Annotated in this window: 24 protein-coding genes and 1 tRNA gene; 13 read left to right on the forward strand and 12 right to left on the reverse strand. The window is 65.4% G+C overall.

All coding sequences use genetic code 11. The features are described 5' to 3' along the window. Positions 1-16: 16 nt before the first annotated feature. A complete protein-coding gene (locus PGN27_RS04010) occupies positions 17-292 on the reverse strand; it encodes a hypothetical protein (protein ID WP_335324927.1) in 276 nt (91 codons plus the stop codon). Further along, positions 289-765 (reverse strand): Asp23/Gls24 family envelope stress response protein, encoded by a 477-nt coding sequence (locus PGN27_RS04015; RefSeq protein WP_335324928.1) that lies wholly within the window; start codon positions 763-765, stop codon positions 289-291. The genes PGN27_RS04010 and PGN27_RS04015 overlap by 4 nt, the downstream gene beginning before the upstream one ends. Positions 766-892: 127 nt before the next feature. Between PGN27_RS04015 and PGN27_RS04020 the strand changes: the two genes are divergently transcribed. Beyond that, the gene (locus PGN27_RS04020) at positions 893-1,456 is read left to right on the forward strand and encodes an RNA polymerase sigma factor (RefSeq protein WP_335324929.1); all 564 of its coding nucleotides are present in this window, start codon (positions 893-895) and stop codon (positions 1,454-1,456) included. Positions 1,457-1,509: 53 nt separating this feature from the next. Continuing rightward, positions 1,510-2,022: a hypothetical protein gene (locus PGN27_RS04025; protein ID WP_335324930.1), complete on the forward strand. Its 513-nt coding sequence runs from the start codon at positions 1,510-1,512 to the stop codon at positions 2,020-2,022. Between the two features lie 45 nt (positions 2,023-2,067). Here PGN27_RS04025 and PGN27_RS04030 read toward each other — a convergent pair whose 3' ends face one another. Continuing rightward, complete coding sequence (locus PGN27_RS04030; protein WP_335324931.1) at positions 2,068-2,427, reverse strand: Rv2640c family ArsR-like transcriptional regulator; 360 nt, start codon at positions 2,425-2,427, stop codon at positions 2,068-2,070. A gap of 97 nt (positions 2,428-2,524) precedes the next feature. Here PGN27_RS04030 and PGN27_RS04035 point away from each other — a divergent pair, with 97 nt between their 5' ends. From PGN27_RS04035 to PGN27_RS04065, 7 genes are all read left to right on the forward strand, one after another. After that, the gene (locus PGN27_RS04035) at positions 2,525-2,980 is read left to right on the forward strand and encodes an ArsI/CadI family heavy metal resistance metalloenzyme (protein WP_335324932.1); all 456 of its coding nucleotides are present in this window, start codon (positions 2,525-2,527) and stop codon (positions 2,978-2,980) included. Then, positions 2,977-4,065: an ACR3 family arsenite efflux transporter gene (gene arsB / locus PGN27_RS04040; RefSeq protein ID WP_335324933.1), complete on the forward strand. Its 1,089-nt coding sequence runs from the start codon at positions 2,977-2,979 to the stop codon at positions 4,063-4,065. The genes PGN27_RS04035 and arsB overlap by 4 nt, the downstream gene beginning before the upstream one ends. Continuing rightward, entirely contained in the window at positions 4,062-4,478 is a 417-nt protein-coding gene (locus PGN27_RS04045; RefSeq protein ID WP_335324934.1) for an arsenate reductase ArsC, read from the forward strand. Before arsB ends, PGN27_RS04045 begins: the two co-directional genes overlap by 4 nt. Positions 4,479-4,771: 293 nt before the next feature. Next, positions 4,772-5,011: a hypothetical protein gene (locus PGN27_RS04050; protein WP_335324935.1), complete on the forward strand. Its 240-nt coding sequence runs from the start codon at positions 4,772-4,774 to the stop codon at positions 5,009-5,011. Between the two features lie 53 nt (positions 5,012-5,064). Beyond that, positions 5,065-5,541, forward strand: coding sequence for a hypothetical protein (locus PGN27_RS04055; protein WP_335324936.1), 477 nt, complete (start codon positions 5,065-5,067; stop codon positions 5,539-5,541). A 2-nt stretch (positions 5,542-5,543) separates the two neighbouring features. Continuing rightward, positions 5,544-6,047, forward strand: a complete 504-nt coding sequence (locus tag PGN27_RS04060) for a hypothetical protein (protein ID WP_335324937.1) — start codon at positions 5,544-5,546, stop codon at positions 6,045-6,047. 119 nt (positions 6,048-6,166) lie between these two features. Then, positions 6,167-6,730 carry a hypothetical protein gene (locus PGN27_RS04065; RefSeq protein WP_335324938.1) on the forward strand — a complete coding sequence of 188 codons (564 nt, stop codon included), beginning with the start codon at positions 6,167-6,169 and terminating at the stop codon, positions 6,728-6,730. A 322-nt stretch (positions 6,731-7,052) separates the two neighbouring features. Here PGN27_RS04065 and PGN27_RS04070 read toward each other — a convergent pair whose 3' ends face one another. The 6 genes from PGN27_RS04070 to uvrB form a co-directional block, all read right to left on the reverse strand. Continuing rightward, positions 7,053-7,205 (reverse strand): hypothetical protein, encoded by a 153-nt coding sequence (locus PGN27_RS04070; RefSeq protein WP_335324939.1) that lies wholly within the window; start codon positions 7,203-7,205, stop codon positions 7,053-7,055. After that, positions 7,202-8,110: a hypothetical protein gene (locus tag PGN27_RS04075; RefSeq protein WP_335324940.1), complete on the reverse strand. Its 909-nt coding sequence runs from the start codon at positions 8,108-8,110 to the stop codon at positions 7,202-7,204. Before PGN27_RS04075 ends, PGN27_RS04070 begins: the two co-directional genes overlap by 4 nt. Positions 8,111-8,246: 136 nt before the next feature. Next, positions 8,247-8,317 (reverse strand) — tRNA-Cys (locus PGN27_RS04080). Between the two features lie 8 nt (positions 8,318-8,325). Next, a complete protein-coding gene (locus tag PGN27_RS04085; RefSeq protein ID WP_335324941.1) occupies positions 8,326-10,341 on the reverse strand; it encodes a cellulase family glycosylhydrolase in 2,016 nt (671 codons plus the stop codon). A gap of 536 nt (positions 10,342-10,877) precedes the next feature. Then, positions 10,878-12,350 carry an MFS transporter gene (locus tag PGN27_RS04090; protein ID WP_335324942.1) on the reverse strand — a complete coding sequence of 491 codons (1,473 nt, stop codon included), beginning with the start codon at positions 12,348-12,350 and terminating at the stop codon, positions 10,878-10,880. Between the two features lie 62 nt (positions 12,351-12,412). Next, positions 12,413-14,584 carry an excinuclease ABC subunit UvrB gene (uvrB, locus tag PGN27_RS04095; protein WP_335324943.1) on the reverse strand — a complete coding sequence of 724 codons (2,172 nt, stop codon included), beginning with the start codon at positions 14,582-14,584 and terminating at the stop codon, positions 12,413-12,415. Between the two features lie 71 nt (positions 14,585-14,655). On the opposite strand from uvrB, the gene PGN27_RS04100 reads away from it, so the two are divergent. Genes PGN27_RS04100 through PGN27_RS04110 form a run of 3 tightly spaced genes read left to right on the forward strand, consistent with a single transcriptional unit; the run spans position 14,656 to position 16,031 of the window. Then, a complete protein-coding gene (locus PGN27_RS04100) occupies positions 14,656-14,958 on the forward strand; it encodes a hypothetical protein (protein WP_335324944.1) in 303 nt (100 codons plus the stop codon). Position 14,959: 1 nt separating this feature from the next. Beyond that, positions 14,960-15,463 (forward strand): ribonuclease FAU-1 family protein, encoded by a 504-nt coding sequence (locus tag PGN27_RS04105; RefSeq protein WP_335324945.1) that lies wholly within the window; start codon positions 14,960-14,962, stop codon positions 15,461-15,463. A 10-nt stretch (positions 15,464-15,473) separates the two neighbouring features. Next, on the forward strand, positions 15,474-16,031 hold the full coding sequence (locus PGN27_RS04110; protein WP_335324946.1) for a hypothetical protein: 558 nt from the start codon (positions 15,474-15,476) through the stop codon (positions 16,029-16,031). 4 nt (positions 16,032-16,035) lie between these two features. Here PGN27_RS04110 and coaE read toward each other — a convergent pair whose 3' ends face one another. Both coaE and rpsA read right to left on the reverse strand, forming a co-directional pair. After that, complete coding sequence (gene coaE, locus PGN27_RS04115) at positions 16,036-17,211, reverse strand: dephospho-CoA kinase (RefSeq protein ID WP_335324947.1); 1,176 nt, start codon at positions 17,209-17,211, stop codon at positions 16,036-16,038. A gap of 145 nt (positions 17,212-17,356) precedes the next feature. Beyond that, positions 17,357-18,802 (reverse strand): 30S ribosomal protein S1, encoded by a 1,446-nt coding sequence (rpsA, locus tag PGN27_RS04120; RefSeq protein ID WP_019511500.1) that lies wholly within the window; start codon positions 18,800-18,802, stop codon positions 17,357-17,359. 235 nt (positions 18,803-19,037) lie between these two features. Here rpsA and PGN27_RS04125 point away from each other — a divergent pair, with 235 nt between their 5' ends. Then, positions 19,038-20,192, forward strand: a complete 1,155-nt coding sequence (locus tag PGN27_RS04125; protein ID WP_335324948.1) for a PrsW family intramembrane metalloprotease — start codon at positions 19,038-19,040, stop codon at positions 20,190-20,192. On the opposite strand, the gene PGN27_RS04130 is transcribed toward PGN27_RS04125, so the two are convergent. Beyond that, on the reverse strand, positions 20,171-21,415 hold the full coding sequence (locus PGN27_RS04130; RefSeq protein ID WP_335325224.1) for a threonine/serine exporter family protein: 1,245 nt from the start codon (positions 21,413-21,415) through the stop codon (positions 20,171-20,173). The two genes, PGN27_RS04125 and PGN27_RS04130, sit on opposite strands and share 22 nt — an antisense overlap.

The raw sequence follows: 21,415 nt of genomic DNA on the forward strand, positions 1-21,415 counted from the left end.
GCTTCCGTCGGCTCCATCACGGGGCCGCCACATCTCCCACCACCACGTCCACCGGCACCCCGGCGGCAGAGCTTGCGACCTGCTGTACCTGGGTGGCGGTGTCGAGCAGGTTTCCCCGGAGTGCAAGGACGACGTGGACCTTGCCGTCCTGGGAGCCCAACCTGATTCCCCCGACCGTGCGGCCGGGCAGATATGTGGTCGGGACGCCGGGGCCCGAGTGCAGGCCGACCACGCCGTCGACGGCGGTCACCGCCGCGACGACGCGATCGACCCGCTCGCTCGCGGCGCTCACTGGACGCGGGGTTGCGCGTCGGTCGCGGTCTCCTCGCCGTTGTCGTCATCGGCGAAGTGCACGTCGTGCACGGTGATGTTGACCTCGGTCACCTCGAGGCCGGTCATGTTCTCGACCGCGGAGATGACGTTGTTGCGGATGCCGTCGGCGAGATCGTGGATGGCCACCCCGTACTCGGCGACGATGCCGATATCGACGGCCGCCTGGCGCTCGCCGACTTCGACGTTGACGCCCTGAGTGAGGTTCTGGGTGCCGGGCAAAGTCTCCCGCAGTTTCCCCACCACTCGCGCGGCCTGGCCCCCGAGGTCGTAGACGCCGTCGACCTCGCGGGTCGCGATACCGGCGATCTTGGACACGACGACGTCGGCGATGGTGGTGACGCCATGGTCGGAAGCCAGCTTCTCCAACTCCTTGCCTGCGCTTTCCGTCTTGGCTGCGGAGCTGACCTCACGGGACGGTGCTGCGGTGGTCATGCGAGTCTCCTTCACGAGTTATTCCAGCTCGGAACGTTTTGTCCGGCTCACATGGTTAGTCGGGGGTGCGGGCACGGAGCGCACGCGCGAGAGATGTAGAACACAGCGGGTTTGAAATGTGCGCTAAGTGGACAACAAGACCGGAGTGCTCGACTCGCTGCCCGATGAGACGCTCGCCCGACGCGCTCAGCGGGGTGATACGGCAGCGTTCGACGTGTTGGTCACGCGCCACGCATCGGCGTTGCTGAAATTTGTCAGGCAAACGTATCCAGAGTCCGGCGACTGCGACGATATCGTGCAGGAAACCTTCATCGCCGCGTGGAAGGCGCTGCCCAACTTCGCATTCCGCTCCGCGTTCCGAACGTGGCTGTACTCCTTGGCGTCCCGCAAGACCATCGATGCGATGCGCCGCCGGCGACCGCAGACCGACCTGGACTCGGCCCCGGAGACCCCCGACTTCCGACCGGGCCCAGGCCAGCGGGCCGAACACGCCGCGTTTTTAACCGCCCTCAACCGCGAACTGGCCAAGCTTCCCTATCCCGCGCGCGCCGCCTGGTGGCTCCGGGAGGTGTACGACCTGCCGGTGGCCGAAATCGCGACAGTGCTGCATACGACCGAGGGTTCGGTCCGTGGATTGTTGCAGCGCACCCGGAAACGTCTCGCCACCACCCTGGAGGAGTTCCGACCATGAGGACGACCGGCCGGTTTTACAGCGGTGCCCCGGTGCGCAAGACTGGAGACCATATGAGCACGGCAGCGCGCGATGATTACGAAGCCACCGCCGAGGCGGCGGCCTGGATCGCCGACGCCACCCGCCGATTTGTCGGTTTGCACGAATCCGAAGTCGAGAGCGACAACCGTTGGGCCGAAACCGGTTCTGCGCTCACCGAGCTACGAAGCGGTATCGCCCAACGCATCTCGGCCTTACCGCGGCGCGGCAAGCTGATCCGCACCGCACGCAAGGGGATCGGCGTCACGCATATTGCATTGGCCAAGCTGCTCACCTGGGCGCTGGCCGAGCCGGCGGCCGAGGTCGCCGCGGCCGTCGCCGATGTCGAGCTCAGCGTTCAGGACGATGTCCTCACCGCGGTCCATATTCATCTCATCGGCATCGGCGCCGAGCAGCGCCGACACACCTATCTGCAGGACGGTGATTCACTGCGCCGTGACGCGGCGGTCGTGCTGCGCGAGACGATCGGTGTCGACACCGCCGAGATCACCGCGACCTGGGATGACGTGGTCGTCACCGGTCGGTGAGATCCGCTGAGTTCGCATCCCCGCACCGGCGACGGCCCCGGTGAGCTAACGGCAACAGTTAGGGTCGAGCACCGAACACAGGGCGATCAGGGACTCGTGGCGAGCGCGATGGTAGACATTCATTCCGCGCCGCTCCGACTCGACGAAGCCCGCCCGCCGCAGCTGTGACAGGTGATGGCTGACAGTCGATTCCGACAGCTCCACCGCCGCCGCCAGGTCGCAACCACACACCTCGCCTTCGCTGCTGCTGAACAACAATGACATCAATTTGACCCGCACCGGATCAGCCAACGCTTTGAGGCGCAAGGCAATCTCCAACGCGGCATCGTCTCCGACCGGGCCGGCGGCGACCGGCGTGCAGCAGACCGGCGCGGAGACATCGATGGTCGGCAGCGCTTTCGGCATGAATCCATCCTGCCATACCTTATTGACAAATATCGAAGAGGTGGCAGGATCGGCGCTGCCAGTAGTTCGATATAAGCCACAAAGGTAGGAGGCGGTCATGTCCCGCGCCCAACTCGCCCTCAATGTCGATGACCTCGACCTTGCCATCACGTTCTACTCCAAGCTGTTCAACACCTCCCCGGCGAAAGTGAAACCGGGATACGCCAACTTCGCGGTCACCGAACCCTCGCTGAAACTCGTGCTCATCGAGAATCCCGGCCACGGCGGAACCATCAATCACCTCGGTGTCGAAGTCGAATCCAGCCAGGCTGTCCACGCCGAGATTGCCCGCCTGACCGACGAAGGCATGTTCACCGAAGAGGAAATCGGCACCACCTGCTGTTTCGCCACCCAGGACAAGGTCTGGGTGACCGGCCCGGCGGGTGAAAAATGGGAGGTCTACACCGTGCTGGCCGATTCCGACACGTTCGGCACCAGCTCCACAGCCCTGGGCACCGATGGCAGCGCCACGGGAACGTGCTGCACCGCTGACAGCACGCCCGCTTCGGCATGACACACCAGACCGATGCCCAGAGCGGATCCGCCGTCGTCGGGAAACTCTCGACGCTCGATCGATTCCTCCCGGTCTGGATCGGTGTGGCCATGGTCGCCGGTCTACTTCTGGGCCGGCTGGTTCCCGGCATCGACACCGCGCTCAACAGTGTTCAGGTGCAGGGCATTTCGGTCCCGATTGCCCTCGGCCTACTGATCATGATGTATCCCGTCCTGGCGAAGGTCCGTTACGACCGGCTGGATACCGTCACCGGCGACCGCAAGCTGTTGCTGAGTTCGCTTGTCCTGAACTGGTTGATCGGTCCCGCGCTGATGTTCGCGCTGGCCTGGCTGCTGGTGCCCGATCTGCCCGAATACCGCACCGGGCTGATCATCGTCGGCCTGGCGCGCTGCATCGCCATGGTCATCATCTGGAACGACCTGGCCTGTGGCGACCGGGAGGCAGCCGCCGTGCTGGTCGCGCTCAACTCGCTGTTCCAGGTTGTCATGTCCGCCGCACTGGGCTGGTTCTACCTCTCGGTATTGCCGGGCTGGCTGGGCTGGGACACCGCGTTCATCAGCGCCTCCCCCTGGCAGATCGCCCAATCGGTGCTGATCTTTCTGGGTATCCCGCTGCTGGCGGGTTACCTGTCCCGGCGACTGGGCGAGAAAGCCAAAGGCCGCACCTGGTACGAAACCCGATACCTGCCCAGGATCGGGCCGTGGGCGCTCTACGGCCTGCTGTTCACCATCGTCATTCTCTTTGCGCTGCAAGGCGAGCAGATCACCAGCCGCCCACTCGACGTGCTGCGCATCGCCGTTCCGCTGCTGATCTACTTCGCCGTCATGTGGGGTGGTGGATATCTGCTCGGGGCCGCGCTCGGGCTGGGCTACGAGCGCACCACCACGCTCGCGTTCACCGCGGCCGGCAACAATTTCGAGCTCGCCATCGCCGTGGCCATCGCCACCTACGGAGCCAGTTCCGGCCAGGCACTCGCCGGGGTGGTCGGCCCGCTGATCGAAGTGCCGGTCCTGGTCGCCCTCGTCTACGTATCCCTGTTCCTGCGCAAGCGCTTCTGGCCTCAGACGCAAGCACCGACGACATGAGCGACACCAGACCTGCAGTGCTGTTTCTCTGCACCCACAATGCCGGACGTTCCCAGATGGCCGTGGGTTTCTTCCGCCACCTCGCCGAGAACAGGGCGGACGTGTACTCGGGTGGATCAGAGCCGGCCGCCGCTCTGAACCCTGCCGCCGTGGCCGCGATGGCCGAAAAGAACATCGACATTTCCGGTCGGCAGCCGCAGCGGTGGACCCACGACATCGTCGAAGCGGTGGATGTCGTGGTGTCCATGGGCTGCGGGGACGAATGCCCCTACATTCCCGGCAAGCGTTACGAGAACTGGGAACTCGCCGATCCGGCCGACCGAGACATCGACGCGGTCCGTCCCATCCGAGACGATATCGAACGCCGCGTTCGGGTGCTTCTGGACGAGCTCGGTCTCCGCCGGCGGATCTGATCCGGCGGCGGCCGGAGACCGATAGCCGTTGACAAGGCTACGAGCGAGTGACGGGATTCGAACCCGTGTAAACGGCTTTGCAGGCCGGTGCTCCCCCGCATCGGCAACTCGCCTGCCTCTGCGGACCGACCGCAATAACCCGCTCAGGGATAGCCCTATCAGGGCTAATCGGGTCGGCCGGTCACCTCCACCGGCGACTACAAACGGCCGAGCTACAGGCCGCGATGAGGGCAGTTCAAGGGAACCGCGCAGGTGTCCGCGCGCAGGCGTACACAGGTCGTAGGAGGTCCGCCATGTCGGTAGTTGCCGCAACGGGGCAGCTCACCCGCGATGAGCACGTTGCCGAGCTGCGCGCCGCGCTACAATGGTGCATCGCGGGGGCCGACGCAGGCGACGGCATCGTCACGTGCACCGGTCTTGATGACGACACCCTGGCGGCCCTGTACCGCTACGCCTTCGCGGACCGCTCGCCCGCCGCCCTGGCGCGGGTCCACGCCGCGTTTTCACGGCGAATTGGTCCTCTAATCGGCTGACAAACGGCGCGTCTGTCGAGAACCTGTCGGTGACGCCTGGGAAAATTCGACGCATGGCAGACCTTGTCGCATTGAGCAGGCCCACACTCGTTTGTCTGCTGCAAAGCGGGGATGAGATCGCGATACCCGTCCAGGTCAATGGGGCTGGGTCGGTGGAGTATCACCGGGCAACAATTACTGAGGTGGTCGACGACGAGCCGAATCTGCGCATTCGGATCACATTCCACATCTCGGCGATTGACCACGAGGGCTCAAAGGACGAGTCGCCCGGAAACCTTGTGCATCGCCTAACGGCTGTCAGTGACGGCCGCGAACCTGTGTATGTCGCGGCTACCGACCTGTGGAAATGGGCCGGCATGACGATCGATGACCCAATCGACACAGGCAAAGTGAAGATCATCGCTGCGGTGCGTGGGCCCCACCCGCAGGAAGGCCACGAGATTCTGGCCCTTGTAGTCGAGGAAGTTAACGGCAACCGCAAGCCAGTATTCATGGAGCTCAACAGCGGCCTGTTTTGTGAGTGGGGCTAGCCGTGGACGCAGGTACGGCAGCATTCATTGGCGGTTTCGCCGGTGCCGGTATCAGTGGTGTTGTGGCTATCGTCCTGGCGGTTGTAAACAACCGGTCCCAGCGGGAAGAAGCGAAAGACCAGCGCGCACACGAAATTGACCTGCGGGACGCGGAGCGCATGCACGAGCTCACAATGGAGGATAGAGCGGTCAGGCGGGCGCAGATCACACAATGGAGGCAAGGACTGGCGGCGTCCTACGAGGCAACCGAGCGATTTCTTCAGGGCCTTCAGAATGAACCGGAGGGATCACGTGCCTTCCTAAACCCAGATGAACCGAACATTGTGGGCACAGAGTGGTTCGAAAGCCTGCGGCTATACCTAGATCCAATCGACCCCGGAGTTCAGACATACCGCAACGCCACCGGCATCCAGCAGTGCACTTACGATGCGGTGTACATCTTGGGACTTGAGATCAACAGAATCCAGCGCGAGTGGTTCGACAATGACGCGCCGGAGGTCACCTGATGGAGTGTTGGGGAAACTATTGCTACATCCCGTGGCCGGTAGAGGTCGCGGTCAATTCTGGAACAGGCTGGACCGCTTGGCTGGCGTTCGCCGGGTCGGCGTTGCTCTTCGTGGCATCCATGGTCACGCTCTTCTTCACCGTGCGGTCAGCAGATAGGCGAGCAGAGGCAGACCGGACGTCGGCCCAGCAACGTGCCAACGATGACCGCGACGCGGCGATGGTCCGTGCTCTAGCGGACCGCGAAGCCGCACATGAACGTGACCGCGCGTCCTGGCGACGCGACACTCTCTTGCGACTCGCAACCGAAGCGATGAGCGGAACGGTCGCTGCAACTGAGCAGTATCGAAGAATGCTCGACTACGAAAGCTCCACAGACGATGCAACCGGGATACTTCAACGAGTCATTGCCGCAAGCGAGGTCATCCTGTCAGCCAGCACGACGCTGACAATCTTAGGTGTCACGGAGTCAGCGTCGGAATGCAGGCACCTCTACATCGCGGTGACTGAGAAGGAACTGCAAAAGCTCGTCCGCGACAGGGGCATTTGGCACCAAGGCGATTGGGAACGGTTTGCGGAACTGCTGGGGAAGATCGACCACCGGGCAGGAGTATTTGCGCAGATAATTGCCAAGGATGTTGGTGAGCCGAAACAGAAGCTCCTGGCGAGGCCATTCCGCCCCTAACCACCCAGCCGGCACCAGCCGGATAGCGGCAGCACTGGCACCGGCTAGAATTCGGGCGGATTGCCTACCTGCGCCAGCGCCGCCGCTACGTCTATCGGGCGAGTCGCCGCCCCGGATGCCCGCTCTGATGCTGCGGGCCGTCCGGGTTCATCGCCGGTGCCTTCGCCCGGTACGGTCCACCGTCACCGGGCGCAATACGCTTCCGCGCCAACCGTTCCTGATGACCGCGTATACCTAGCTCTGACGGGTCATCGCCGGGGCGGTGCGGGTCACGTGGCAGCGGCGGCATGTAGGGCTGCTGCTGTGGTTGCGTCACGTCGGCCTACAGCGCGAAGGACGTTGGTGCGGTGTAGCTTCCGAAAGCTGTGAGCAGGCAGACGACGAACGCGCCACGGCGGCGAACGCCGACACCGAACGAACGCATACCGAACGACTCGATGATCGGGTGCTCGCGGTCGATGTTGCCCTCGATCATGCGGAAACCCTGCCATTCTTCGCTGGGATGTTCGCGAAAACCAATCGCATTGTCCTGATGATCCGTGCCGTGCGTGCTCGGATGGCGAAGTACCCGGCCGGAATCAGTTTGCTCTCAACGACATACGCCTTGCCGTAGCTGCCGAGAACTGGTACGCCGTCGATGTCGTCGGGCGGTGCCGCGCCGACACGGTGCTCGGCGGTCAGGAACGCCGGTGCCTGCCCGGACGGGATGAAGTCGTACTTGGGCTTCTTCGAGTTGGCATTGGTGACCCCGGCGCGCCAGCTCGTCAGGGCTGAGTCCTCGACATCCTCCGGGTTGAACATCGCGACGAGCTGGCCGCGACCGCCACCGAGCCCGTAGCCGTGCTCGGTCACGTGCTTGGCGGCAAGTTCGAGATCCTCGCTGTCGAGATCCACGCTGCCGGTTGGGATCAGGTGACTGTGGCCGCTGCTGAACGTCTTGCCCATGAACGACGATGGGTTGCTGTTGCTCGTGCCGTCGTACGCACCGAGGCACTGATGCGCGAACTCGTTGCGGCCCTCTGCCGCTGAGAAAATGCACTGCAGCACAACAGATTGAATGGTCGTGCGGTCGGCTTCGAGCATCCGCGTCACGGCGGCGCGGATCTGTTCGGCCGACGCATCGCGCACGAAGAACCGGGTGAGCCGCGAGGTGATGTCGTAGTCGCGGAACGTGTAGCCGAGGATGTCGTGCGGCGCTTCGGGGCGAATCGCCACCGACACACCATTTTCGGACGCCAGCTCCATCGTCTGCGATTCGAGGCTCTGCGGCATCGCGTCGGCCGCGTTCGTCAGGCGGTACGTGAGCAGACCAGTCAGCACGTCCTTCTCAGCGTTGTACAGCTCGACGGCGTCCGCTCGGTGCGATGGCCCGGCGCGCACGGCGCAAGTCCGCGTTGGGCTCTCGTCGCGGGCCGCTGAGCGTCGCGAAATAGTCCAAGGGAAAGTCAAGGGAAACCGTGCGTACCGAACGCAAGGTAGGCGCCGTGAGAACGGTGCCTACCTGCGTATACATACGAGCGAGTGACGGGATTCGAACCCGTGTAAACGGCTTTGCAGGCCGGTGCCTAGCCACTCAGCCACACCCGCAGCACCGCTCAATCTGCCACCGACGGCGACGATGTCCCAGAGTTGTGCTCGGCGTGATCGTTACTTCCCTTATCTCCCGTCACTCCGGTCGCACCGTCGTTCTCCCGCCCCACCGGACGCTCCGAGGACCGCATCCCCGGTTCGACGGCGCTGGCCTCGGTGCGACTCGGCTCCCGGCCCACCGTCGGGCGGTCGGTCTTGTCCTCGAAGCTGTCGTCCGTCGACGACCGACTCGAGGGCCTGGTGAGCTCAACCCGGATCGATGCCTCGGATTGCTCCGACTCGGCGCGCGTCGGGGTGGTCTCCTCGGTGACGGTGGACTCCGACGGATCATCGGCCGGTTCGAGAACCGGTTCCAGCGACGGGGTTTCGATGACGGGCTCCTCCACCACCGGCACCTCGATGACGGGCTCCTCCACCACGGACTCGTCCACCGCAGGCACGTCGACCACCGGCTCGTCCACAACAGGCACGTCCACTGCGGGCTCATCCACTTCCGGGGCTTCCTGGACAGGCGCTTCGACAACGGGTTCCAGAACAGGTTCGCCGACAACGGGATCCGCCGACAACGAATCGGTCACCGGTTCGACACCCACCCCACCAACGGTTTCCTCACCGGCGACGGGCAATTCGTCCGCCACTGCGTCACCCAGCGGTTCGGTGACCGCCCCGCCGAGCGACGGTGCGGCGGCGAGGGCCTCCGGTCCATCGACCTCCGCCACTGCGTCCGTCCCGGCCTGCTCGGCCGCCATGGCCCGCATGCCCGCGCCCACACCGACCGGTTCGGTCGCGGTGCTCGCACCGGAGAGCCCGCCGAGGATCGACCCCAACAGGTTGGTCACCGCCGACACCACACCGGCCACCAGGTTCGGCACGAAGCTCAGCACCTGGGTCACGACGTGCTGGATGAGTTCCAGCAACGAGCCCAACGGATTCGACGGGTTACCCGGATTGCCGGGCGAGCACCCGTCCAGGCAATCGATCAGCCGCTGGAAGTCACGCAGCGCCTCGGGGCTGCCCTTGAAGTTCCCGTATTCGTCGAACAAGCCGAAGAAACGTTCGTCGCCGATGGCGTTCATATCGTCTTTGGTCGTGTACATGAAGATCGGACCGCCGCCGGAGAACGATTGCCACGCATTCAGCAGATCGGTGATGAACGCCAGCTGCTTCTCCGGGGTGACGACGCTGGTCGGCAGACCGTATTCACTGATCCAGATCTTGAGTTGTTCCTCGCCCGGTTGCTGATGCTGATCCATCAACTCGCGGATCTTCTGGATCTGGAACAGCGGCATCAATTCGCGCCAGTCCAAATCGTCCTGCTCGGAGAACTTGGTGTCGAAGTTGTACGGGTGGATCGAGATCGCGTCGAAGAACCCGTCGGCGCCGGCGGCGTACATCGCCTCCACGAAGTCGACGGCGTTCATCGTGGCATCGCCCCAGGTGAGGGTGGCGCTCACGACGGCGCCGACCACGGTGATATCCGGACTGACCGACTTGAGCGAGGTGTAGGTCGCCTGCAACAGCCGGGTGTACTCGACCGGGTCGATGGGATTCCAGAAGAACGAGGCGTTCGGCTCATTCCACACCTCGTAGGCGGTGATCTTGTCGCGATACCGATCAGCGACGGCGGCCGCGAAGTCGGCGAAGTCCTGCACATCGGACGGATGCCCGCTGCCGGTCGGGCCATCGGTCGCCCAGTCGGGCGACCATTGCAGGACACCGAGGATGCCCATTCCCCGACGGTCCGCCTCGTAGACGATCTGATCGAGCTTGGCCCAGTCGAGGTCGGCCTCCCAGTCGACCGGAGCGCCCATGGGGTCGGTGGGTTGGACGAAAATCCACGGCACCAGCAGCCGGACGTTCTTCACGCCGAGCGACTCGATCAGATCGAGATGCTCGATCACTTGCTCGAGGCTGTCGGTGAAGTAGATGTTCGAGTCCGCCATGCCGACGGTCGACGGTGATTCCACGATCGCAGCGACATTGACGACCTCGTGAGCAACCACGCGAGGGGTGGGGGGCATAGCAAAGTGGCTACCCGTGGCCGCAACGAGCGCAACGGTTGCGACGCCGATAACGATTCGGTTGGTAAAAGTGCGTACCACCCGAACACCGCGACCCCACATGTGACCACCCAGCTCTCCAGTAATGGCGTCGAACCTGCAGGGATCGACAATGCAGGGAAATTAGCGGACCGGCCCACCTTTCGCGCAACTTACTCAAAAGTAATGTCAGCATTCCTCAGCGTTCCATAACTGGACCATTCAACAGCAAATAATTAGCAGGTCGGTAATTTCCAAAGAAACTACCCAATTTGCGATTCTGGCAAATAGCACAAAATCTCGGTCATGCGCGCGGCGCGGTGCCGCCCGGGCCACAGCAGACGCAACAGTCCAGCTGGGAGCAGGCTTCTCACGAACATCAACGGTTGACCGCCGCCACAGCAGAACTCAGCCGTACCAAGATCAACCGTCCAGCTAAGTCCGATACCGCCGGGCGTGTGAACGGGGCAAAGTCTGACCCGCGGCCTGGACAACGAGTGCCGATGCCGGACACGCTGTCACTTCTCGACACCTGTCTTGCGATGTGAGATGCCGTCTGAATCACGGATGCGTCCGTCCCGTCGGGTGGCGCGCCACGCCGCGATGACGGCCGCGCACGCCAGCACCGCGAACACGATGAACAGCACCCGGGCGGCGTGCACATCGTCGGCCGCCGAGTGGTTGACGACGACGCCCGCCAGACCGGCCCCGAACGCACCGCAGATCAACTGGACGGTGTTGATGGCCGCGGCCGCGACAGGACCCTCCGCAGGATCGTCGACACCGCCCATCGCCCATGCCGACAGGTGCGGCCAGGCCATCCCGATCCCCGTTCCGGTGACCACCAGCGCCGCCACCCACAACCCGACCGACCAACCCGTCATCGCATGCTCGACCACCACGGCCGAACCCACCAGCCCGGCGATCATCACCAGTGGGGAGGCGACCACGATCCGCACCACGACTGCCCGCCGATCGGCCGAGGCGCTCAGGATCTCGCTGATGGTCCAGCCCACAGCCAGCGCCACACCCAGAAAACCCGCCGCCAGCGGCGCCAGCTGCGCGAGCCGCTGACCGAACAGCGGGACATACATGTCCACCATGGTCGAGGCCATCAGCAGACCGAGGGTCACGTACATCCACTTCAGCGGCCCGCGCCGGAAAGCCGTGCGCGGCAGGACAGATTTGCCGGTGGTCTGGTTGTCCACCGCCCGCGCCGCCCGGCGATCGACGATGATGAACGCACCGATCAGCGCCACACTCGACGCGAGGATCAGACCGGTCATGAGCAGGTCGGACGCCAGACCTGCGACGCTGACCAGCAGGGCCGCGGAACCCAACAGCACCAGGGACCGAACCGGAATCTTGCTTGGCGCGACCCGATCACCACCGCTGCGTTTGGGCAGTGATATCGGCACCAGCGCGGCGATCACCGCGGTCAGTATCACCAGAGCGCCGAAAGCCCAACGCCACGAAGCGAACTGGGCGAACATCCCACCGGCCGCCGGGCCCAGTAGCGTGCCCACCCCCCACATCGCCGATACCAGCGCCGAGGCGCGCGTCCACAACGCCTGCGGTAACGCGGTGTTGATCACCGCGTAGCCCAGCCCCGCCAGTAGGCCGCCGGCCCCGCCCTGGACGGTGCGGCCCACCAACAGCAGTTCCATCGTCGGCGCCAGCGCACAGGCGATACCCGCCAGCCCGAAGACCGTCAATGCACCGAGATACGCCGACCGGGGGCCGAGTCGCGCCAGCACCGCGCTGACGGTCGTCGCGGCCGCCACCGAGGCGACGAGGTACACCGTCATCACCCACGCGTAGAAGCGCTGCCCGCCGATCTCGGCGACCGCGCTGGGCATCAGGCTGATGGTCAGGAACTCGTTGGTGGCGTACAGCGCCACCCCGCCCGCCAGAACCGTCGAGACGCCAAGGTGTTTCGGGCCCAGCAACGCACGCCAGCCGCTATCGGTCGAGATGTGGGTGTCGGTCACCACGCCAACCTAGAAGCTCAACCGCGGTTGAGTTCAAGTCGCCACCTCGGGGCGCCACTCCCCTACTTCAACCCGGCGGCATCCATGCCGCGCAACTCCTTCTTCAGGTCCTGGATCTCGTCGCGGATACGCGCTGCCAGCTCGAACTGCAGATCTCGCGCGGCGGTCATCATCTGCTCGGTCAGATCCTTGATCAGATCGGCGAGCTCGGCGCGCGGCATGTTCGCCGTATCACGGCCCTCCACGATGCCGGCACTGACGGCGCGCCCAGGTTCACCCTGCGCGCGCCTGCCGCGCGAGGCGTTGCGGCCCGACCCGCCGACCTCGACGTTCTCGGTATCGTCGGCCTCGCGGTACACCTGGTCGAGGATGTCGGCGATCTTCTTGCGCAGCGGCTGCGGATCAATGCCGTGGGCCTCGTTATAGGCGATCTGCTTGGCGCGGCGACGCTCGGTCTCGTCGATCGCCTCTTTCATCGAGTCGGTGATCTTGTCGGCGTACATGTGCACCTCGCCGGACACGTTGCGCGCGGCGCGACCGATCGTCTGGATGAGGCTGCGCGGCGACCGCAGGAAACCCTCCTTGTCCGCGTCGAGGATCGCCACCAGCGACACCTCGGGCAGGTCCAGGCCCTCTCGAAGCAGGTTGATACCGACAAGCACGTCGTACTCACCGAGCCGCAACTGCCGCAGCAGCTCCACCCGACGCAGGGTGTCGACCTCGGAGTGCAGATACCGCACCCGGATACCCATCTCCAACAGGTAGTCGGTGAGGTCTTCGGCCATCTTCTTGGTCAGCGTCGTGACCAGCACGCGCTCGTCGCGCTCGGTGCGCAGCCGGATCTCGCCGATCAGATCGTCGATCTGGCCCTTGGTCGGCTTGACGTGCACCTGCGGATCGACAAGCCCGGTCGGGCGGATGACCTGCTCAACGAACTCACCACCGGCCTGGGCCATCTCGTAATTGCCCGGGGTGGCCGACAGATAGACCGTCTGCCCTATGCGCTGGGCGAACTCCTCCCAGGTCAGCGGGCGGTTGTCCACCGCCGAGGGCAACCGGAACCCGAAATCGACGAGATTGCGCTTGCGCGACATATCGCCCTCGTACATGCCGCCGATCTGCGGCACCGTGACATGGGACTCGTCGATGACGAGCAGGAAGTCTTCCGGGAAATAGTCGATGAGGGTGGCCGGCGCGGTGCCGGGACCTCGGCCGTCGATATGTCGCGAATAGTTCTCGATACCGGAACAGAACCCGACCTGCTTCATCATCTCCAGGTCGTAGTTGGTGCGCATCCGGAGCCGCTGCGCCTCCAACAGCTTGCCCTGGCCTTCCAGCTCGGCCAGCCGCTCCTCGAGCTCTGCCTCGATGCTGGAGATCGCCACGGCCATCCGGTCCGGTCCCGCGACGTAGTGGGTGGCGGGGAAGATCCGCACCGAGTCGACCTTGCGCACCACGTCACCGGTCAGCGGGTGCAGGTAGTACAGCGCCTCCACCTCGTCGCCGAAGAACTCGATGCGGATCGCCAACTCTTCGTACGCGGGGATGATCTCGACGGTGTCACCGCGCACCCGGAAGCTGCCCCGGGTGAATGCGATGTCGTTGCGGTCGTACTGCACGTCGACCAGCAGCCGCAGCAGTCCGTCGCGGGGCACGTCATCGCCGACCTTGAGCTCGACCGAGCGGTCCAGATAGGACTGCGGGGTGCCCAAACCGTAGATGCACGACACCGATGCCACCACCACGACATCGCGGCGCGACAACAGGCTCGACGTCGCCGAGTGCCGCAGCCGCTCGACATCGTCGTTGATCGAGCTGTCCTTCTCGATATAGGTGTCGGTCTGAGCGATGTACGCCTCGGGCTGGTAGTAGTCGTAGTACGAGACGAAGTACTCGACGGCGTTGTGCGGCAACATTTCCCGCAGCTCGTTGGCCAGCTGGGCGGCCAACGTCTTGTTGGGCGCCATCACCAGCGTGGGCCGCTGCAGCCGCTCGATCAGCCAGGCGGTGGTGGCCGACTTGCCGGTGCCGGTGGCGCCGAGCAGCACGATGTCGCGCTCGCCTGCGCGGACCCGGCGTTCCAGATCGTCGATGGCCGCGGGCTGATCACCGGCGGGTTCGTACTCGCTGACCACCTCGAACTTGCCGCCCGACCGGACGATGCCGTCGACCGCGTCGGCGGCAGGCCGGTATTCCGACTGCGCCAACACAGGATGTTCGGTAGCGAATGCCATAGCTCCAGATTAAGCGCGGGTACCGACAAGTTCATTCCCCGCGGGCAGCCCGGCCGCGCTACCGTGACGCGGTGTCCGAACCCGCGCGCGTCGCCCTGCGACTCCTGGGACTGATTCTGCTGGTGGTGGGGGTTGTCTGCGCGGTCCTGCTGGTGTGGCCGGGTCCCGGTGAGATCGCCGCTCGGCTCGGCTCGACCTGCGGTGACGGCGGTCTCGGCCCGTCGCACCGGTGCAGTTGGCTGGAGGCCGCCGACCTGTTGTGGACCGGCTGCGGGCTGGCGATCGTCATCGGGGTCGTGTTGCGCATCGTCACCCGGCCGCCCGGACGCGGGCCGCTCGTGCTCGACCTGCGCCGTCTGCGTCGAGGACGCTGATATGCACCCGCCCAAACGCGAGTACTTCGACCTGCGCGCCGGCACCAACACCGATCCGAAGGGCATCGTGCGCGATGTCGACGTGTTCGATGTGCACCCCTGGGGTTTGTACATGGCCCGGCCGGCCCCCGGCCGGGACCAGTTCCACTACCTGGAGTCATGGCTGCTGCCCGCGCTGAACCTGCGCGCCACGGTCTTCCATTTCAACCCCGGCCACGAACGCGACCAGGACTTCTACCTCGATATCGGCGACTACACCGCCGGTGCGGACGGTTGGTCGGCCGAAGACCACTATCTCGACCTGATCGTGCGCACCGGTCGCGAGGTCGTCCTCACCGACACCGACGAGCTCATCGCCGCGGTGTGTGAGCAGCTGGTGACCCCGGCGGTCGCCGAGCACGCGATCACCGCCGCCACCACGACCATCGACGGATTGGCCCGCAACGGCTATGACCTGGACCGCTGGCTGGCCGGGCACGGTGTGGTGCTGACGTGGCGGGCGTAAAGTCACCGTCATGAGTGTTCGCAGGCACGCAGCGGTGCTGGCCGCCACGGCAGCGGGGCTGATGCTGGCAGGGCAGCTCCTCCCGGCCTCGGCGGTCGCCGAGCCCGACACCGGACAGCCCCAGCCGGCGGCCACCGACTCCGCCCCGGTGCCGCTGTTGCACAACATCACCTACCGCGCGCGGGCCGACGGCACGTCGCGCGGCGCGATCGTGGCCTACAAGGCCGATGATCAGAACGTCAACAGCGAGCAGCCGACCCTGCTGCCTGGCCAGACCTTCGAGGTCAACACCGTGATGACCGACCCGAAACTGGCGGGTCTGGAACTGTCCATCGAATGGCCCTACGGGTCGAACCTGCACTGCGAGATCCTGGTCGACGATCAGATCGTCGCCCAGGCCGACCAGTTCATCGCCCCGCGGCTCTTCCGGCCCAAAGACGATCCGCTCTACGGAACGATCCAATGCGGTGCACCGCTGAACGATCCGGCCTCGGGTGCCGCGGCCCTCGGTGTGCCGGCGCTGCCGGGCTACCCCGGACAGCCCGCCGCACCCCCGCCGCCTGCCTGAGAGCTCAGCTGCTCCAACCGGTGGTCTTCGCCCACTCGGCGGCGCGGTGGTAGGCGTCCAGGAACCACGGCTCCTTGGCCTCGGCGTAGTCCGGTGCCGTCAGTGCCCGCCGCTTGGCGGCCAGATAGTCCTGGCGGACACCGGGGTTGGCGCGCAACCAGTCGACGAACAGCAGCGCGAACTGCTGATTGGGCCAACCCTGCACCCGAAGGTGCACATTGGTGGCACGACCCGGATCGGCCGAGGCGTGAAACCGCTTGCGCCACATCGACTGGTCGTCGCCGTGCACGGTGTCTGCGTCGACGCCGGCCACTCTCGGGTAACCGGCCGTGCGCAACGCGTCGGCCAGTTCGTCGGCGACCTCCAATGACGGCACCGTCACCTGGACGTCGATGACGTCCTTGGCGTCCATTCCCGGGACCGCGGTCGAACCGATGTGATCGATACGCGTCGCGCGATGTCCGCACGCCGTGTTCAGCCGGGCGACAATGCGCTGCGCCTGGTCCGGCCAGCTCGGGTCGTAGGGCACGACCGCCGCATCGCGCCGTGCGGGGTGCCCGGCCTGCAGATTGTGCGCGAACGGCAGGATGCGCTCATGCCACAGGGCGCGGGCCTGCTCGACGAGCGCGCCCGGTGAACCGGAGTTGTCCAGCCAGATATCGGCCACCCTGCGGCGCTGATCCTCGGTTGCCTGGGCCGCGATGCGTGCCCGGGCGTCGGCCTCGCTGAAGCCGCGATACTCGATGAGCCGGGCGACCCGCAGTTCGACATCGGCGTTGACGATGATGACCAGCGGGAACAGCGGTGCCATCTGCGACTCGACGAGCAGCGGGATGTCCTCGACGATGACGGCATCCTCGGAGGCCGCGGCGATCAACTCCGAACGTCGGTGCGCCACCAACGGATGCACGATGCCGTTGAGCGTCTGACGCTTGTCCTCGTCGCTGAACGCGACGGCGGCCAGCGCGGGGCGATTCAGCGCGCCGGCATCGGGGCCCTCGGCGTGCAGAATTTCGTGGCCGAACGCATCGACCAGCGCGGCCAGACCTTCGGTGCCGGGTTCCACGACCTCTCGGGCGATGACGTCGCCGTCGACGATGATCGCGCCCAACTCGCTGAAGGTGGAGGACACCGTCGATTTGCCGGCGCCGATACCGCCGGTCAGTCCGATTCGAAGCACGCCCGACAGTCTGTCAGGGCGCCGCGAGCAGACGCAAAAGTGCCGAAATATGGGCGATGTGAGCAGTTCTGCGTCTGCTCGCCACGGTGACCGGAGACGACGAACGCCCCGACCCAAGGGGCCGGGGCGTCCGTACTGTCAACTGCTAGGCGTTGCCTGCAAGCTTCTCCCGCAGAGCGGCCAGCTGGGCGTCGCTGGCCAGCGAACCGCCGGCCGACTCACCCTCGGAGCGCGACGAGCTGCTGGAGGACGACGGGCGGGCAGCCTCTTCGGCCTCGGCAGCGGCGAACTTCTCCATCTGCGCTGTGTGCATCTTGTGCCGACGCTCGGCCTCGGCGTACCGGGCCTCCCATTCGGTGCGCTGCTTGTCGAAGCCCTCGAGCCACTCGTTGGTGTCGGCATCGAAGCCCTCGGGGAAGATGTAGTTCCCCGCATCGTCGTAGCTGTCGGCCATGCCGTACTTCGAGGGATCGAACTCCTCGGTGTAGTCCTCGTTGGCCTGCTTGAGGCTCAGCGAGATGCGGCGGCGCTCCAGGTCGATGTCGATGACCTTGACCATGGCGTCGTCGCCGACCTGGACCACCTGGTCCGGGACCTCGACGTGGCGCTCGGAGAGCTCCGAGATGTGCACCAGGCCCTCGATGCCCTCTTCGACGCGGACGAACGCACCGAAGGGCACCAGCTTGGTGACCTTGCCCGGCACGATCTGCCCGATGGCGTGGGTGCGGGCGAAGTGGCGCCACGGATCTTCCTGAGTCGCCTTGAGCGACAGCGAAACCCGCTCGCGATCCATGTCGACGTCGAGCACCTCGACGGTGACCTCGTCGCCCACGGTGACGACCTCGGACGGGTGGTCGATGTGCTTCCAAGACAGCTCGGAGACGTGCACCAGGCCGTCGACGCCGCCGAGATCGACGAAGGCGCCGAAGTTGACGATCGAGGACACGACACCCTTGCGGATGGCACCCTTGGTGAGCTGGTTCAAGAATTCACTACGAACTTCGCTTTGCGTCTGCTCCAGCCAGGCGCGACGGCTCAGAACCACGTTGTTGCGGTTCTTGTCGAGCTCGATGATCTTGGCCTCGATCTCCTTGCCGATGTACGGCTGCAGATCGCGGACGCGACGCATCTCCACCAGCGAGGCGGGCAGGAAGCCGCGCAGGCCGATATCGAGGATCAGGCCGCCCTTGACAACCTCGATGACGGTGCCCTTGACGGCCTCGTCCTTCTCCTTGAGCTCTTCGATGGTGCCCCAGGCACGCTCGTACTGAGCGCGCTTCTTGGACAGGATCAGACGGCCTTCCTTGTCCTCCTTGGTGAGGACCAGGGCTTCGACCTCATCGCCCACGGAAACGACCTCGTTGGGGTCGACGTCGTGCTTGATGGACAGTTCGCGGGAAGGAATGACACCTTCGGTCTTGTAGCCGATATCGAGCAGGACCTCGTCGCGGTCCACCTTGACGATGGTCCCTTCGACGATGTCGCCATCGTTGAAGTACTTGATGGTCTTGTCGATAGCGGCGAGGAAGTCTTCCGCGGAGCCGATGTCGTTGACGGCTACCTGCGGGGAAGTGACGGAGGGACTTGGCATGTGGTGGGTTGCTCCGGACAGGTTCAATCGTAGGGACATTGAGTTGGGTGTTGCTTTGTGGTCGTGCTGCACGATCGCGGGCCGGGCGGCAGATTCGACACCAGACTCGGCGATGATGCGGTGTTCCCGCGGGCCCCAGACATGACGGAACGCACAGGTACTGTTCGAGGGTACTAGAGGCGGTACACGCTGGACAAACCCGACCCCCGCGGCCGGGTGTGGTTAGTCTCCTCACGTGCCCGCGCTGACGCCACCTTCGCACCTGCCGATCTGGCCGCCGACCGTCCGCAAGGTCGGCGCCCCGCTCGCGGTGATCATCGGCCTGAGCGTCATCGTCGGGTTGCTGATGATCCTGCTCACCGCGACCAACCCGGTGGGCACCGCCATCGGGTTTGTACTGTCCAGCATCGCGATCACCGTGGTGGTGCTGTGTTATCTGTGGCTGGACCGCTGGGAGCCCGAGCCGCCGCGGCTGCTGATCCTGGCCTTTCTGTGGGGCGCCTCGGTCGCGATCATCCTGTCCCTGGTCCTTGAGCTGTGGGCCGACGCCGTGTTCATTCCGACCCCGGGCCTGCCGGAGGGTTTCGAGTCGACCGCGTTGCGCGCGCCGATCATCGAGGAAGCCGCCAAGGGGCTGTTCCTGCTGATCATGATGACCGGCCGACGCCGCCACGAACTGAACTCGCTGACCGACTGCCTGGTGTACGCCGGCCTGGTCGGAGCGGGCTTCGCCTGGTTCGAGGACATCCTCTACATCGCCAACAGCGAATCGTTGGCCGGTTCGCTGGTGACCGCGGCGCTGCGGCTGATCATGGCGCCGTTCGCCCATTCACTGTTCGTCTCGGCGCTGGCCGTCGGTGTCTACTTCGCACTGCACCGGCGCAACCCGTTGGCCAAGCTGGGCTGCATCGTGGCCGGTTATGCCGGCGCGGTGGTGTTGCACGCGATGTGGAACGGGTCGTCGGTGATCAGCATCGAGGCGTACTTCCTGGTGTACGTGTTCTGGATGATGCCGGTATTCGTGCTGGCGATCTGGCTGGCGGTCAAGAGCAGGCACCGTGAGCAGCAGGTGGTGGCCGCGAAGCTGCCGAACATGGTGGCCGCCGGGCTGGTGACCGCCAACGAGGCCAGCTGGTTACGGTCGATCCGCACCCGCAAGCTGGCCGTCGCCGAGGTCACCAGGCATGGCGGCAAGGCCGCCGGCAAGGCGGTAAAGGGTTTCGCCTCCCAGGTCGTGGAGTTGGCCTTCGTACGGGACCGGATCGACCGCGGATTCGGTGACGCCCGCGTGCACGCGATGCTCACCGAGGAAGCTCATCGCGTGCATGCTGCGCGGGCCGCCACCCCGGAGCTGCAGCATCTGGCCGCCTACCGGATACCCGGCCTCTGACGCAGGCCGCCGCGGCGGCCCCTCCGGATCACCTGCCAGCACACCAACCCGGCCTGCAGACCGAAGGCCACCGAGATCATCGATATCAAGGTCGCCGGTAGTGCCGAATCGCCGTCGGCACCGAACAGCTCGGTGACACCGATCAACCCCATCGAGCCGGGAACCAACAACCAGAACCCGGGCAGGATCATGGTGATCGCGGGCGGCGCGGCGCGCCGTCGCGACACCGCCAGCGCCACCAGCGTCAGCGCCAGACCGCCGCAGAAGCCGCTGGCGTAGCTGCCGAGCAGCAGGTCGCCGGCGTACTGCGCGGCGAAGGCGGTGTAGGTGATGAGCAGCAACCAGGGCAGGAACGACAGCGGTGGCGCCAGGAACAGCAGCACGCCCAGGCTGTAGACGGCGACGCCGAGCCAGGGGGCCCATGGGCCGATGTGGTTGACCGCTTCGGAACTCAGCTGGTCCTCGCGCATGCCCAACAACTGGGTGGCGATGAGGATGCCGAACGCCAGCTGGATGATCTGCACGAACCCCGCGATCAGTCTGCTCGTACCGGCGACGACATCGCGTGAGGTCAGCTCGATCACCGCGAGTGTGATCGCCGCGCCCGGCAGGAACACCGCCAGCGGCGGTATCAGTGCGCGCAGCCCGACATGGTCGAGGTCCAACCGCAATGCCGCCACGATGCAGATCGACGCGACCGCGAAAGCGCTGATCGCGGGTACCAATTGGGCCAGTATCGGCACACGCTGACCGGCGACCAGCAGCCCGCCGACCATCGCACCGAGGGCCAGCGCGGCCAGCACGTTGAGAAAGGTGGGCTCCAGTACCAGCGACAAACCGGCGCTCTGGATCCCGTAGCCGATGACGGTCACCCAGGCCGGGTAACGTCGGGCGGCCGCGCCGATGGCGTCCAGTCGGCTTTGCCCCTGCTCGGCGGTCACCCGGCCGGAAAGTGCATCCGATACCAGGCGGGCCAGCGGAAAGATCTGGTCGAAACGCAGGTCGGCGTCGACGCGGGCGCCGTGCACCGCCGTCCCGCCTGCGCCGTCCGGACCCACCACCTGGACATGGTTGGGCAGCGCGATGCCGTCGTTGCGCACCCCGAACCGGGCCGCGGTGCGGTCGAGGGTCTGACGCACCAGCGTCACCGGGTAGTTCGCAGCGCACATGGCCGCACCCAGCCGGGCGAGGAAGCGAATCTGCTGATCGCCGTCGGAGTTCAT

The organism is Mycolicibacterium neoaurum (genome assembly GCF_036946495.1).
Classification (GTDB): domain Bacteria; phylum Actinomycetota; class Actinomycetes; order Mycobacteriales; family Mycobacteriaceae; genus Mycobacterium; species Mycobacterium neoaurum_B.

Bases quoted from the DNA above. Each gene is read 5' to 3' on its own strand.
- PGN27_RS04055 (WP_335324936.1), top strand. From the start codon at position 5,065: ATGGCAGACCTTGTCGCATTGAGCAGGCCCACACTCGTTTGTCTGCTG.
- PGN27_RS04050 (WP_335324935.1), top strand. From the start codon at position 4,772: ATGTCGGTAGTTGCCGCAACGGGGCAGCTCACCCGCGATGAGCACGTT.
- PGN27_RS04035 (WP_335324932.1), top strand. From the start codon at position 2,525: ATGTCCCGCGCCCAACTCGCCCTCAATGTCGATGACCTCGACCTTGCC.
- PGN27_RS04105 (WP_335324945.1), top strand. From the start codon at position 14,960: ATGCACCCGCCCAAACGCGAGTACTTCGACCTGCGCGCCGGCACCAAC.
- arsB (WP_335324933.1), top strand. From the start codon at position 2,977: ATGACACACCAGACCGATGCCCAGAGCGGATCCGCCGTCGTCGGGAAA.
- PGN27_RS04030 (WP_335324931.1), bottom strand. From the start codon at position 2,427: ATGCCGAAAGCGCTGCCGACCATCGATGTCTCCGCGCCGGTCTGCTGC.
- uvrB (WP_335324943.1), bottom strand. From the start codon at position 14,584: ATGGCATTCGCTACCGAACATCCTGTGTTGGCGCAGTCGGAATACCGG.
- PGN27_RS04045 (WP_335324934.1), top strand. From the start codon at position 4,062: ATGAGCGACACCAGACCTGCAGTGCTGTTTCTCTGCACCCACAATGCC.
- PGN27_RS04065 (WP_335324938.1), top strand. From the start codon at position 6,167: ATGGTCACGCTCTTCTTCACCGTGCGGTCAGCAGATAGGCGAGCAGAG.
- PGN27_RS04110 (WP_335324946.1), top strand. From the start codon at position 15,474: ATGAGTGTTCGCAGGCACGCAGCGGTGCTGGCCGCCACGGCAGCGGGG.
- PGN27_RS04025 (WP_335324930.1), top strand. From the start codon at position 1,510: ATGAGCACGGCAGCGCGCGATGATTACGAAGCCACCGCCGAGGCGGCG.
- PGN27_RS04130 (WP_335325224.1), bottom strand. From the start codon at position 21,415: ATGAACTCCGACGGCGATCAGCAGATTCGCTTCCTCGCCCGGCTGGGT.
- rpsA (WP_019511500.1), bottom strand. From the start codon at position 18,802: ATGCCAAGTCCCTCCGTCACTTCCCCGCAGGTAGCCGTCAACGACATC.
- PGN27_RS04085 (WP_335324941.1), bottom strand. From the start codon at position 10,341: ATGCCCCCCACCCCTCGCGTGGTTGCTCACGAGGTCGTCAATGTCGCT.
- PGN27_RS04070 (WP_335324939.1), bottom strand. From the start codon at position 7,205: ATGATCGAGGGCAACATCGACCGCGAGCACCCGATCATCGAGTCGTTC.
- PGN27_RS04015 (WP_335324928.1), bottom strand. From the start codon at position 765: ATGACCACCGCAGCACCGTCCCGTGAGGTCAGCTCCGCAGCCAAGACG.